14 protein-coding genes are annotated in these 12,701 nt (G+C 57.8%); 8 read left to right on the plus strand and 6 right to left on the minus strand.

Going from position 1 to position 12,701, the window contains the following annotated elements:
• Positions 1–25 precede the first annotated feature (25 nt).
• The 4 genes from SMC7_RS05650 to SMC7_RS05665 are packed head-to-tail and all read left to right on the plus strand — an operon-like array spanning position 26 to position 3,129.
• Positions 26–808 carry a patatin-like phospholipase family protein gene (locus tag SMC7_RS05650; RefSeq protein WP_119089376.1) on the plus strand — a complete coding sequence of 261 codons (783 nt, stop codon included), beginning with the start codon at positions 26–28 and terminating at the stop codon, positions 806–808.
• Positions 801–1,403 (plus strand): restriction endonuclease, encoded by a 603-nt coding sequence (locus SMC7_RS05655; protein ID WP_119089377.1) that lies wholly within the window; start codon positions 801–803, stop codon positions 1,401–1,403. The genes SMC7_RS05650 and SMC7_RS05655 overlap by 8 nt, the downstream gene beginning before the upstream one ends.
• A 3-nt stretch (positions 1,404–1,406) precedes the next feature.
• Positions 1,407–2,162, plus strand: coding sequence for an exodeoxyribonuclease III (xth, locus tag SMC7_RS05660; protein ID WP_119089378.1), 756 nt, complete (start codon positions 1,407–1,409; stop codon positions 2,160–2,162).
• A 43-nt stretch (positions 2,163–2,205) separates the two neighbouring features.
• Positions 2,206–3,129, plus strand: coding sequence for a sensor domain-containing diguanylate cyclase (locus tag SMC7_RS05665; RefSeq protein WP_165845177.1), 924 nt, complete (start codon positions 2,206–2,208; stop codon positions 3,127–3,129).
• An 86-nt stretch (positions 3,130–3,215) separates the two neighbouring features.
• On the opposite strand, the gene SMC7_RS05670 is transcribed toward SMC7_RS05665, so the two are convergent.
• The 6 genes from SMC7_RS05670 to SMC7_RS05690 all read right to left on the minus strand — a co-directional run bounded on the left by SMC7_RS05670 (position 3,216) and on the right by SMC7_RS05690 (position 9,291).
• Positions 3,216–4,430, minus strand: a complete 1,215-nt coding sequence (locus SMC7_RS05670) for an adenosylhomocysteinase (protein WP_119089380.1) — start codon at positions 4,428–4,430, stop codon at positions 3,216–3,218.
• A gap of 73 nt (positions 4,431–4,503) precedes the next feature.
• Entirely contained in the window at positions 4,504–5,451 is a 948-nt protein-coding gene (locus tag SMC7_RS05675; protein WP_207798727.1) for an ABC transporter permease, read from the minus strand.
• Positions 5,448–6,668, minus strand: a complete 1,221-nt coding sequence (locus tag SMC7_RS05680) for an ABC transporter permease (RefSeq protein ID WP_207798728.1) — start codon at positions 6,666–6,668, stop codon at positions 5,448–5,450. The genes SMC7_RS05675 and SMC7_RS05680 overlap by 4 nt, the downstream gene beginning before the upstream one ends.
• Entirely contained in the window at positions 6,665–8,188 is a 1,524-nt protein-coding gene (locus SMC7_RS05685) for an ABC transporter ATP-binding protein (protein ID WP_119089381.1), read from the minus strand. Before SMC7_RS05685 ends, SMC7_RS05680 begins: the two co-directional genes overlap by 4 nt.
• 185 nt (positions 8,189–8,373) lie before the next feature.
• Positions 8,374–8,502 (minus strand): hypothetical protein, encoded by a 129-nt coding sequence (locus SMC7_RS07545; protein WP_279386262.1) that lies wholly within the window; start codon positions 8,500–8,502, stop codon positions 8,374–8,376.
• A 171-nt stretch (positions 8,503–8,673) separates the two neighbouring features.
• On the minus strand, positions 8,674–9,291 hold the full coding sequence (locus SMC7_RS05690) for a DUF5671 domain-containing protein (RefSeq protein ID WP_119089382.1): 618 nt from the start codon (positions 9,289–9,291) through the stop codon (positions 8,674–8,676).
• 300 nt (positions 9,292–9,591) lie between these two features.
• On the opposite strand from SMC7_RS05690, the gene SMC7_RS05695 reads away from it, so the two are divergent.
• The 4 genes from SMC7_RS05695 (at position 9,592) to SMC7_RS05710 (ending at position 12,675) form a co-directional block, all read left to right on the plus strand.
• On the plus strand, positions 9,592–9,975 hold the full coding sequence (locus SMC7_RS05695) for a metallopeptidase family protein (protein ID WP_119086319.1): 384 nt from the start codon (positions 9,592–9,594) through the stop codon (positions 9,973–9,975).
• 63 nt (positions 9,976–10,038) lie between these two features.
• Entirely contained in the window at positions 10,039–10,932 is an 894-nt protein-coding gene (locus SMC7_RS05700; RefSeq protein ID WP_119089384.1) for a 3-hydroxyacyl-CoA dehydrogenase family protein, read from the plus strand.
• Positions 10,929–12,128 carry an acetate kinase gene (locus tag SMC7_RS05705; protein ID WP_119089385.1) on the plus strand — a complete coding sequence of 400 codons (1,200 nt, stop codon included), beginning with the start codon at positions 10,929–10,931 and terminating at the stop codon, positions 12,126–12,128. Before SMC7_RS05700 ends, SMC7_RS05705 begins: the two co-directional genes overlap by 4 nt.
• Before the next feature lie 328 nt (positions 12,129–12,456).
• Complete coding sequence (locus tag SMC7_RS05710) at positions 12,457–12,675, plus strand: hypothetical protein (protein ID WP_119089386.1); 219 nt, start codon at positions 12,457–12,459, stop codon at positions 12,673–12,675.
• Positions 12,676–12,701 lie beyond the last annotated feature (26 nt).

A 12,701-nucleotide genomic window follows, 5' to 3' on the forward strand; every position in this document is an offset into this window, starting at 1 on the left:
CGGCCCCGGAACAGGAGGAGTGACGATGAGGACTCACAGGAATCAGAAGCTTGGCCTGGCTCTCAGTTCGGGCGGGGTCCTTGCGTATGCGCACATAGGCGTGCTGCGGGCGTTGGAAGAGTTTCACGTTCAGGTCGACCTGTTCTCGGGTGCTTCGATGGGCGCCGTGGTAGCCGTGTTCAGTGCGGCGGGCCTCGACTCCGAAGCCCTGGAAGCCCTCAGCGTCAAGCACGGCGCCCAAGTGGCCACGCTGCTCGGGTCCGCCATTTCCGTGAGTGGCCTGACGACGCCCTTGCGTCTGCGCGCCGCTCTCCGCAAATCACTCCCGGTGACGGTTTTCGAGGCTCTCAAGAAACCCGTTTGCATCGCCGCGACCGACGCGCAGACCGGCAGAGCCCTTCTTTTCGACAGCGGGGACATCTGGGGTCCCTTGTCCGGGAGCTTCAGCCTGCCAGGCATGTTTCCGGTTGTCGAGTCCGGTGACCAGCATCTGCTGGATGGCTGCATGTCGCTGCCGGTCCCGGTGACGGAGCTGCGCAAGCGGGGCGCCACGAGGGTCATCGCGGTATCACTGTATGATCCGGATCAGCAAGAAGAGTACAAGTCCAGCCTGAACATCCCAAAACTGCTCGAGCGTTCGCTCAACCTGATGTTCAACAACATCGCAAGGCCGGAGCTCGAGGTGGCTGATCTGGTCATCCGACCTGATCTCAAGGGTTGTGCGCCTGCGGACGTCCACGAGTATGTCGTGCGAGGGTATGATGCCGCCATGAGCAGAAAGGCGGAGATCGAGGCCCTGCTTGCCTGACATCCAAGGAGTTCTGGGTGCGCTGCAGCAGCGGACAGCGGAGTGGGCCTCCAGAACCGTGACCGCCGGCTGGAATGCATTCATACCATTCGTTCCTTCTCTGGCGGCAACTGCCGTGCTTCTTGTTCTGATAGCAGTGGCCGGCATCGTCGTCCGGATGCGTCGCGACCGAATGTTTCACGGAGCAACGCTGAGTTCCATCGACGCCATGGACGGCACGCAGTTCGAGGAGTTCCTGGCAGTGCTGTTTGTCCATCTGGGCTACTGTATCCAGCATGTTGGCATGAGTCATGACTTCGGGGCCGACCTGGTGCTGACGTCGCCCCGTAAGCGCATCGTCGTACAGGCAAAGAGATATAGCGGCAACGTTGGTATTAGCGCGGTGCAGGAGGTCCTGGGAGCCGTGCAGTATTACCGTGGTACCCGTGGAATGGTCGTCGTGAGCAGCGGGTTCACGGAATCAGCCCGAGAGCTGGCGGCAAGGTCGGGGGTCGAACTTTGGGATAGACAACGGCTTGCAGCCGCTATGGCGAGGATAATGGCCAGAGGCCGTGACGTCGAGCGGAAACCTGCCTACAATAAGCGTGAGGAGTGAGCCGTGAAGATAGCGACGTGGAACGTGAACTCAGTGCGCGCTCGTCTGCCTGTTGTTCAGAGGTGGCTGCAGGAGTCACAGGTGGACGTTCTCGCCATGCAGGAGACCAAAACGGTCGACGAGACATTCCCTGCTGCAGAGTTCGAGGCACTGGGATATCAGGTCGCAATGTCCGGTCAGAAGACCTACAACGGCGTTGCTATTGCGTCCAGGCTGCCCATCTCTGGCGTCGTCAAGGGATGGGCCGGCAATGATCCGAGCCGGATTCTGGCAGTGGACGTCGGGGACGTCAGGATGATCGACGGGTATCTGCCACATGGCGGCGAACGCGGCGACGAGGCATTTCTGCACAAACTTCAGTTCTTCCAGGAATTTCGGACCTATCTCGACACAACATACTCCAGAAACCATCGCCTGCTGTTCATGGGCGATTTCAACGTGGCCAGGGATCCCCAGGACGTCTGGGCTCCCGAGGAGATGCAGGACGCCATCGGCTTCATGCAGGAAGAGCGTGAGGCGCTCGAGAATCTACGCGGGTGGGGTTTCGTCGACCTGTTCCGCAAATTCCACAGTGAGCAGCAGTTTACCTGGTGGGACTATCGCATGAACATGTTCAAGCGCCACATGGGTATGCGTATCGACCATGCCTGGGGTTCGGAGGCGCTGTCCGCGCGCGTCACCGACTGCATGGTCGACGTCGAGCCGAGGCGCTGGGAAAAGCCATCAGACCACACTCCCGTCGTCGTCACGATCTCGTGATTGTGGGGCGGGTCGCACGATTTGCGCCAATCAGGAGGATATGATGAATATGGGAGTACTTGACGAGAGCCTGCGCGAAATCCTGGACGCTGTTTCGGACGGCGTGTACGTAACGACCCGGGAGCGCGAGATCGTCTTCTGGAGCAAGGGGGCGGAACGCATTACTGGCTATTCGTCTGACGAAGTTCTGAGCAGACACTGCCACGACAACATCCTGGTTCATACCGACGTCCTCGGCAAGAACCTGTGTTTCGACGGGTGCCCGTTGCAGAAATGCATCGAGACCGGCGAGCGGCAGGAGGTCAAGGAGGTTTTCCTCAAGCGGAAAGACGGAGAGCGGTTGACTGTCTACATTAAGGCGTCGGTCCTGCAGGTCGGCAATGAACGGTATGGCGTAGAGGTATTCGGCGAACTTCAGTCGGTGGCTGGAAGCGCTCTTGCAGAGCAGTTGAGGAAGCTGTCTGACGCATCGATCGTCGACCAGCTGACCGGTCTCTACAATCGGCGTTACATCGACACGATCCTGGACCAGCAATATGGGCTGTTCAAGCGGCATTTCCAGCGGTTTGGGATTGTCATGATCGATGTCGACAAGTTCAAGAACATCAACGACAGCTTTGGATTTCTGGCAGGAGACGAAGCACTGAAGTTTGTCGCCTCTGTTGTGCAGCGCTCGATGCGCTCGATGGATTTCCTCGCCCGTTTTGGTGGCGACGAATTCATCATCGTGTGTCCGCTTATCGAACTTGAGGGAGTTGAGAAGCTCAGCGGACGAATCGTTGAGCTCGTCCATCACTCGGTCCTGTCATCGCCGGAGAGCCAGAAGAACGTTATCGAGGTCTCCGTTTCGGTCGGAGGGTCGCTGGTGGACTACAAGGACAAATCAGCCATCGACATCATCGCACGAGCGGATGAAGCATTGTACCGGGTCAAGCGGGACGGGGGCGATTGGTACGCTCTGGGCTAGAACCATTTCTTGAACATTTCATTGCGAAGGGCCGGACGTCACGTCCGGCCCTTCGCTTCGGCGCGATCCATGTCTATCTCTGAGGTCTAGTACGAGCCGAGATACTCTCTCTGCTCTTCGGTCAGCGTGTCAATGGACAAGCCGCGAGATGCAAGGAATGCTCTCGATGCCATGTCGTCGATCGTCTCGGGTACGTTGATGAGTTCATTGGGCAGTGACTCCTGGTGCCTGACCAGGTACTCAGCCGACAACGCCTGCAGCGCGAATGTCAGGTCCATGATCTCGATGGGGTGCCCGTCGGCGCATGCAAGGTTGACAAGGCGTCCCTCGCCCAGGACATAGAAGTGCTTGCCACCGGAAGCATACTCCTCGATGTTGTGCCGGACTTCGTGGTGCTGAGGGTCCTTGTTCCGCAAGTGTTGAACGTCGACTTCGATATCGAAGTGCCCAGCGTTGCACAGGATGGCACCGTCCTTCATGACGCCGAAATGCTCCTTGGTGATGACCTTTACATTGCCCGTGCAAGTAATGAAGATCTCACCGATTCTGGCGGCCTCGAGCATGGGCATGACCTGATAGCCTTCCATGTGGGCTTCGACGGACTTGACAGGATCGACTTCTGTAACGACGACCTGGGCGCCGAGGCCTCTGGCACGCATGGCCACCCCCTTGCCGACCCATCCGTACCCCGCAACGACCACAACCCTGCCGGCGATATTCATGTTGGTCGTCCGAAGAATGCCGTCCCAGGCGGACTGTCCCGTTCCGAAACGATTGTCGAAGAGGTGTTTACACAGGCCCTCGTTGACCCCGATGATGGGAAACGACAGTTTGCCCGCGCGGGCCAGCGCACGGTCGCGGGTGATTCCGGTCGTGGTCTCTTCGCATGCTCCCACAATGGCGGGCAGCAGTTCTGGGTGCTCGAAGTGAACGGCATTCACGAGGTCCCCACCGTCATCGATCAGCAGGTTGGGCTTAGTGGCCAGGACGTTGCCGAAGTACTCCTTGTACTCAGCCGGCGTCTCGCCGCGTTTGGCAAAAACCGTGACTCCGCGTTCTGCAAGTGCCTGAGCCACGTCGTCCTGCGTGGTGATAGGGTTGGACGCCGTAATGGCGACCTTGGCGCCGCCACGTAGCATCACGCAGGCCAGGTTGGCTGTCTTGGCCTCCAGGTGGAGAGCGATGACGATATTGAGTCCGGCAAAGGGCTGTTCCTTCTCGAAGCGTTCGGCAACTGATGACAGGATCGGCATGTGACGGATTGCCCACTGCATTTTCTGTTCGCCCGACTGACTGCTCATGACTCACCTCCATGGGAGTAGTAAAAAAGCCGCCGGAGGATAATGTCCCCGCGGCGGCCGGCGTAAGGATCGACTAACGCTGTTCCTTGTAATACGGGAGGCCGTCTGCCGCGGGAGCGACAGACTTGCCGACGAAGCCTGCCAGGACGGCCAGCGTAAGGACGTATGGCAGAATAAGAGTGAGCCCGGGCGCCAGCTTGGGAGCGATACCCGTGACGGCGATGATGGACTGGACGATCTGGCCCGTTCCAAACAGGAGCGCCGCTCCAAGAGCGCCGAATGGGGTCCACTTGCCAAAGATCATAGCGGCCAGGCCAATGAACCCGACACCGTTGGGCATGGAGTCGCTGAACCCCGAGAATGAGCTAATGGACAGTGTAGCACCGCCAATGCCTGCGAGCGCGGCCCCTGCGACGACGGCGAACCAGCGAATGCGAAAAACGTTGATACCGAGTGTCGTTGCTGCCTTAGGATTCTCACCGCAGGTACGGATGCGCAGGCCGAGGACCGTGTGGTACAGGAGTACGTGCATCAGGACCGTACAGATGAAGCCAAACCATATCATGAACGACAGGTTGGAGAAGGCCCCCAGAAGGGGTATCTTGGCAAGGAAAGGGAGATGCACGCGGTAGGCCTGTGCTCCAAAGTAGTTCTGGAGCTGTGGCGAATACCCGGTCGTGCTGAAGACGTATTCCAGCAAGTACGTCATGAGGCCGACGGCGATGACGTTGATGGCTGTTCCGGAGACGGTCTGGTCACCATTCCACCTGATCGTGATGAAGGCATGGAGCGCTCCCACCAGGCAGCCGATGGCGATACCGAACAGCAGGCCGATCCATGGGGAGTGAGAGAAAAACGCGCCGAGCAGCCCGAAGAAGGCGCCGAAACGCATGATGCCGTCCAGACCGATGTTGACGACGCCTGCGCTTTCACTGAGGACGCCGCACAGCGCGGCAAACAGGATCGGCATGGTGTAGTCCAGCATCTGGGCAATCGTGAGGTTGATCTGCAGGATGTTCACGCTATGGCCTCCTGGTCTGCTGGTGGGTCCGTACGGGTGCGGCGGCGCTGGAGGATCTTGACCAGGTAATATCGCACGGCAACCTGCAGGGCGATGAAGCCGACCGCCATACCCTCAATGATGTTGGAGAATGTCTTTGGGATGTTGGCGATCTGCATGGACGTGGCCCCGGTGCGCAGTGCACCGATGAACAGTCCAGCCAGCACGACACCCAGGGGTTCGCTCTGGCCGATCAATGCGACGCCGATACCAGTCCAGCCGTAGCCCATAGTCGCGGTGTTGGGGAACTGGTACTGCAGCCCCAGGATGAAGAAGGAGCCACCAAGCGCTGCAAGGGCTCCAGAGAAGAACATGAGCTGCAGGATGCGGCGGCCGATGTTGATTCCCTGCGCACGTGGGGCTTCCATGCCAATGTTGGCCGTGTAGCCGATGGCGCGGATCTCGTAGCCGACCGTCGTCTTATAGAGGAGGAACCACGTGGCATACGCCGCGAGTAACACCAGCAGGATACTGGTGTTGAGGCGTGTCGGCATCATGATTCTCAACAGCTTGGCTGTGTCAGCCACATAGAAGGTGCCAGAAGTGAACGTCTGGGATGGAGGCGTCATGGGCCCGATCGCCAGCCAGCTTGTGATCAGGAACCAGGCGATCCAGTTGAGCATGATCGTGCCAATGACGATGTTGACGCCGCGCTTGACATAGAGATAGCCGGCGACTGCCGCCCACGCGCCGCCCGCAAGCATGCCCATGATGATGCAGATGGCTCCATGTAGGAGTTGCGCTATCCAGCCGAAGCTCCCCAGGGCAACGTACATAGCCCCAAAGGTATGGGCAACGGGAGCCCAGTATCCGAAGAAGGTCGCTACGATGGCGCCTACCCAGAACTGGCCCTCAGCGCCGATGTTGAACAGGCCACCTTTGAATGCCAGTGCGACCGAGAGACCTGTCGCAATGTACATGGCGCTCTTGATGAGCAGTTCGGCGAACTCGCGCCGCCATGCTGCTCCCCCGGGGATGAGTCCCGAATCGCCAAACAGAAGTGCATATGCCCGAAAGGGATTTCGTCCGGAGGCGGCTATAACAATCATGCCAACGATCAGAGCCAGGCCCACCGAGATGAGGGGGACCCAGATGTTCAGAGGGTCTCTCCGATTGCGCCCCTTGTTGTCGATGCCGAAGGCTTTGAGGAACTTGGTGGTGAAATTGCTTTCGCTCACGATTGCACCTTCTTGTCGTTACCGACGCCGAGCATCAGAAGACCCAGGGCCTCCTCGGTCGTCTTGTCCGGGGTCGTCTCTCCGACGATGCGGCCTTCAAACATGACCAGAATACGGTCGGACAGGCCGAGGATCTCAGAGAGTTCGAGTGAGATGAGCAGAATGGCCTTGCCGGCCTTCTTCTCTTCAAGCAGCTTGCGATAGACGAATTCGGTGGCGCCAACGTCCAGACCGCGCGTCGGCTGCGAAGCGATCAGGAAATTGTGTGGCAGCGACAGCTCACGGGCCAGGATGAGCTTCTGCTGGTTGCCGCCGGAGAGGGATCCTGCCGTATCATAGACATCGCCAGGGCGGATGTCGTATTCCTTGACCTTCCCTTCGGCAAACTCCCCGACCTTGTCGTAGTCCATCCTGATGCCCTTGCTGAACGGTCTGGCCAAGTGCTGACCCATGACAGCATTCTCGCGTATCGTGTATGGCATGACAAGACCTCTGCGTGCACGGTCTTCGGTGATGTAGCTCATGCCTTCCTTGCGCAGCTGTGCCGTCGTGACCATGCGCATGTTCTTTCCGTTGAGTTCCATCGAACCTGAGACCGGATGCGAGAAACCGATCATCGCGTTGACCAATTCATCCTGGCCGTTGCCTTGGACGCCCGCAATGCCGACGACCTCTCCACCGTGGACGTCGAAGCTCATGCCCTTGACGGCCTCGTATCCACGCTTGTTTCGGACGTGCAGATCGTGACACGCAAATGCCACAGGTCCCACTTCCACGTCGACCTTGGGTATCTCGAGGACGACGTTGCGGCCGACCATCATGCGAGCAAGTTCCTCTTCGGTCGTGTCCTTCTTGTTCACGATGCCCTGCAGCTTGCCGCGACGCAGGACCGCTATGCGGTCGGCGATCTCCATGACCTCTTTCAGCTTGTGACTGATGAAGAGGATGGTCTTTCCCTCAGTCTGCAGTTTACGCATGGTCACGAACAGTTCGACAGTCTCCTCAGGCGTCAAAACAGCCGTGGGCTCATCGAAAATGAGGATTTCGGCACCTCTGCGCAACACCTTGAGGATTTCGACACGCTGCTGGACGCCGACGGGCAGGTCACCCGCAAGAGCCGTGGCGTCCACGGTCAGCGAGACGCGCTCCGAGAGCTCCCGGACTTCGCGCACTGCCCTGCCGTAGTCAAAGAAGATACCCTTGTGCGGCTCATCGCCGATGACGATATTCTGGGTGACGGTGAACCTTGGAATCAGCATGAATTCTTGGTGCACCATGCCCATCCGGAGCTTGATTGCGTCCTCGACCGAACGGATCTTGACTTCGTTCTCGTTGACCAGGAGGTCTCCGCCCGATGGTGTGTAGATGCCGTAGATGATGTTCATCAGGGTACTCTTGCCCGCACCGTTTTCGCCGACGATGGCAAAGATCTCTCCCTTTTCGACTGAGAACGAGATGTTGTCATTCGCAAGGTTTCCGGGAAACATCTTAGAGATGCTGCGTACTTCCAGTGCTTTCATGGCTTCACTCCCTCACAACGGCGGAGAGGGCAGATGCTGTACCCTCCTGCGCCAAAATCGTCCTGTCATGGGCTGACAACCCACCATGACAGGAAGTTGGGACCGTCCAGGCCGTGACTGCCCTGGGGTCGATGGGACTATGGTGCTATCGACGATCGTACTGTGCGGGCTCTGCATCTGTACTGTCAGTCTGGGTGAGACGACTCGTGTGGCGTTGTCGCGTACGTTCCCGCTGTCAGGCCGGTCCTCTCGCAATCCCTCGACACGGGGAATACAGGAGCTACGGCCAGGAGACCGGGGAACAGTTTGCTCATCCATTTTTCTCCTCTGCAGGATTGATTGTCACGTAGCCATTATATACTAAACGGTCTCAAAACAAGAAGGCGCAAAGTCCTTTACAGACTTGCGATTGAGTTGCTGCAGGGGACTTCGTGCCTTCGTTGGAAGGGTAGTTCTGGGCTGGTCTGTGAGTTATTTCGCTTGTGTCAGTCGCCCAGCAGTTGCCGGTGCTCACGCTGCCCGAGATGCCAGTGATACAGCCAGACAGGAGCCCCGACAACGACGGCCACAATGTTCCTGATAAGGCTTTGAACCGCGTAGGTATTGTTCAATGAGATGGCACCGGCGGCGTCCGGCTTCATGGGTGTTGTTATCGGAGGTAACGACATGAAAAATGCCCGATAGACCCCGGGGGCGACGCTGATAAGGTTGAACATGACGATGAACAGTCCAATGGCGGATAGCAGGTAGATGTAGAGCCTTCTGATGAGATCCCGGCGAACCTCCGGCTGTGGCGGCGCGGCGGCTACGATGGTTTCGCTCGTCACTGTGGAAGGGGCTGTCGCAAGTGCCGGCCCATGCTGGCGTGTTTCCTGGATGATGCCCCAGTGGTATAACCAGACGGGCACGCCGACTGCCACTGCGGAGGCGAAACCCAGCACTGAGGCCAGTTCGTTCTGCATGCTGTCCGATGTGATCAGACGGAAGACATACATGTTGAGGACACTGGTGATTGCCCCGATAAGCCCGGTAAGAGCCATGACGATCCCGACCACTGTGACGAGGTACAAGTAGATGGTACGAACCACGTTGCGTTGTTTCATGGGCACCTCCTGAGGCACACGGTGAGGTCGATCGCTGAGGGGCTGGGCACCAGGAAATGAGCCAGAAAGCTCCAGCCAGTCCTGGTGCCTAGTTGCATGCCTTTCGGCATCCCTCAACCACATACTAGAGGAAGTCCTGCCGTAATGCAAGAGTTGTGAGTATGTACGGTGTCATGGCGAGGAGACAGGCCGCTGCACTTGGCGTTGCAGATGCCGGCGTCACACAACGGTGTTGGCCTCTCCAATGGTTGTGGTATGATAAATAATACTTACCGGTCGGATAAGGGAGCAGGATGCGTCGTGATTGAACTGGAACAGAAGGACTTCGAAGAACTCGTGCTCGTTGCTCTTGTCACGCTTCCTGACCAGTTCAGGACGGCGCTCAAGAATATCGACGTCGTCGTCGAGGATTTTCCTCCGATGGATGTCCTGAAGCGTACCGGAGTTGCCAACGGCTACGGCCTGCTGGGGTTGTACCAGGGGGTTCCGCTTCGGGATCGGGGGCCGCACTACAGTGGAACTCTGCCTGACAAGATCAGCGTGTTCAAGGTCCCTCTCGAGTCTTCGGTCGATACGGTCGACGAGCTGATGCCTCTTGTCCAGCACGTGGTCCTGCATGAACTGGGTCACTACTTCGGCCTCAGCGACGAGGAGATGCGCGAGAGCAGAGGAGACCTGCACTAACGTGAAGATTTCAGTGGGCGCACTGCGTGCCGCTCGTCCTATCTCGTAACAGGAGAGGTGTACATGGAAATTCGAAGGATTGCGGTGTTTGGTGCCGGCGTCATGGGAGCGGGAATTGCTCAGGACGCAGCAGCGCACGGTCTCGAAGTGGTGCTCGTCGACCAAACGGAGGACGGACTGACGCGTGCCCGCCAGAGCATTGAGAACAGTCTCAATCTTGAGCTCCAGCGATGGGGTATCACGGGATCAGAGAAGAAGGTCCTGCTTTCCCACATCAAGTTCACGTTGAATCGTAGTGACGTGGGCAGCGTCGACCTTGTCATTGAGGCCATTCCGGATGATCTTGCGGCTAAGCAGGATCTGTTCAGCCAGCTTGAGATCCAATTTGAGAAGATGTGCCCTGGTGAGGTCACCTACGTCAGCAACACTGCTATCCTGCCCATCACTGACATCGCGCTGAAGATGGTCAACAAGGAACGTCTCGTAGGCATGCACTTCCTCGCGCCCGTTCCGGCGATCAAGCTGGTCGAGATGGTGCGAGGCGTCCATACGTCTCAGGCGACTGTCGACCGTGCGAAGGAACTGGCGCGCCGCATGGGCAAGACCCCCGTCGACGTGCTCGAGAACCCAGGCTACATCACGGCGCGTCTTGTCGTGCCCCTTATCAACGAAGCCATCATGCTCTACCAGGAAGGAACGGCCAGCAAGGAGGACATCGACGTCGCCATGCGCCTTGGTTTCGGTTTCAACAAGGGTCCGTTTGCCCTTGCCGACCAGATCGGGCTGGATATCGTCCTCGGGTGGTCGGAGCACCTCTTCCACGAGCTTGGCGAGACTCGATATCGTCCACAGGCGCTTGTCCGGAACCTGGCTCGACGTGGGCACTTGGGAGTGAAGACCGGCAAGGGCTTCTACAGCTATGAGACTCGTGTCGACAACGCGGAGGAGAAGATATGAAGGTTCTGATCCTGAACTGTGGCAGCTCTTCTATCAAGTACAAGTTGTACGACGATGACCAGCAGCTGGCCGAAGGCCTGCTGGAGAAGATCGGCACCGCGCAGGCGCAGCTCAATCACACGGTAGCTCGACGGAAGAAGCTTGTCTCTGTCCACGAGATCCTTGAGCACCACGCTGGCGTCGAGCTCATCCTGACAGTTCTGGTTGACCCGGAAAAAGGTGTCCTCGCGAGCATTGAGGACATTCAGGCTGTCGGGCACCGTGTGGTTCATGGTGCCGAGTCGTTCTCGGAATCGACGCTGATTACCCCCGAGGTAGTGGCCAAGATCGAGGAGTGCATTGACATCGCACCTCTCCACAATCCGCCGAACCTTGCGGGCATCTACGCTATCTCACAGCTGTTGCCCCGGGTTCCCCAGGTCGCCGTCTTCGACACTGCATTCCACCAGACGATGCCGGACAAAGCATTCATGTATGCGATCCCTTATGTTTTCTACGCTCGGAACCACATCCGCAAATACGGTTTTCACGGTATCAGCCACTACTATGTTTCGCATGAGGCTGCCGCAATGCTGGGAAGGACCGTCGATGAACTCAAGCTTATCACGTGTCATCTGGGCAATGGCTCTTCCGTTACCGCTGTCGATCACGGCAGATCCGTCGATACGTCTATGGGGTTCACTCCTCTCGAAGGTCTCCCCATGGGGACACGCTGCGGAGACATTGATCCTGCTGTCCCCCTCTATATCATGGGGAAGGAAGAACTGAACCTTCAGCAGATCAACGCTCTGCTCAATAAGCATTCAGGCGTTCTGGGCATTTCGGGCATCAGCAATGACTTCCGCGCTCTTCAGGAAGAGTCTGACAAGGGCGACAAACGTGCGACGCTGGCACTGGAAGTGTTTTGCTACAGGCTCAAGAAGTATATTGGCTCATACATTGCAGCCATGAACGGGGTCGATGCGATCGTGTTCACGGGGGGCATAGGTGAGAACAGCGAGGTCGTTCGTGAAATGGTCGTCAAGGACATGGAATTCCTGGGCGTAGAACTCGATGCTGACAAGAATCGCGCCAAGAAACGTGGTGAGGCGGCAGACATCAGCAAGCCGTCTTCGCGCATCAAGGTTCTGGTCATCCCGACCAATGAGGAATTAGTCATTGCACGGGACACCCGTCGGATAGTGGCTGCAAACTAAACATCAATCGTCAGTATATATGTGCAAGAAGCCCACAGTGTGAGAGCACTGGGGGCTTTCTCTTTATCTTGTGATTGCCTTGATAGAATCACCATGAGACAGAGGCCGCCCTGGCGGTGCTGTGTAGCCGAAGGTGCGATTTGGAGTAGGAAATAGGTGAGGCAATACGGGGGCTTGACAAGAACGGAATGTGCACCAAACTGAGTTTAAGCATTGAAAAGAAGACCCCATATAGGGTGCTGTTCATCCGGACCGCCGGGTCAATGATTGCAGTAGTATTCCGGCAGGTCATCGACATGACAGCGCGCGAAGGTGACCAAGACTGACCGTGGCTGCCCTTTTCGCACGCATTCAGGTTCTCCTCCACATCAGTCCAGGCTCCCTTGAGATCGGTTCGACAGCCGCCGTAGTCGAGTGTTTCGAGCTTGTCGACGTCGGCAGCCGCCTCTTTCTTTTGCCACCAGAGGCCGGCAGTGTCCTCGAGAAGCTCCTGCGATGGTGGGTGGGTAGTGACGTAAGGTTGGTGATTGGGAAGTTCATATCGTAGTACAGAGGAGGATCTGCTATGAAGTG

The sequence above is a fragment of the Candidatus Cryosericum terrychapinii genome (assembly GCF_003570925.1).
GTDB classification, from domain to species: Bacteria; Caldisericota; Caldisericia; order Cryosericales; family Cryosericaceae; genus Cryosericum; species Cryosericum terrychapinii.

Excerpts from the sequence above, each read along its gene's own strand:
- SMC7_RS05705 (WP_119089385.1), top strand. The coding sequence starts at position 10,929 with ATGAAGGTTCTGATCCTGAACTGTGGCAGCTCTTCTATCAAGTACAAG.
- SMC7_RS05685 (WP_119089381.1), bottom strand. The coding sequence starts at position 8,188 with ATGAAAGCACTGGAAGTACGCAGCATCTCTAAGATGTTTCCCGGAAAC.
- SMC7_RS07545 (WP_279386262.1), bottom strand. The coding sequence starts at position 8,502 with ATGAGCAAACTGTTCCCCGGTCTCCTGGCCGTAGCTCCTGTATTCCCC.
- SMC7_RS05670 (WP_119089380.1), bottom strand. The coding sequence starts at position 4,430 with ATGAGCAGTCAGTCGGGCGAACAGAAAATGCAGTGGGCAATCCGTCAC.
- SMC7_RS05700 (WP_119089384.1), top strand. The coding sequence starts at position 10,039 with ATGGAAATTCGAAGGATTGCGGTGTTTGGTGCCGGCGTCATGGGAGCG.
- SMC7_RS05650 (WP_119089376.1), top strand. The coding sequence starts at position 26 with ATGAGGACTCACAGGAATCAGAAGCTTGGCCTGGCTCTCAGTTCGGGC.
- SMC7_RS05665 (WP_165845177.1), top strand. The coding sequence starts at position 2,206 with ATGAATATGGGAGTACTTGACGAGAGCCTGCGCGAAATCCTGGACGCT.
- SMC7_RS05690 (WP_119089382.1), bottom strand. The coding sequence starts at position 9,291 with ATGAAACAACGCAACGTGGTTCGTACCATCTACTTGTACCTCGTCACA.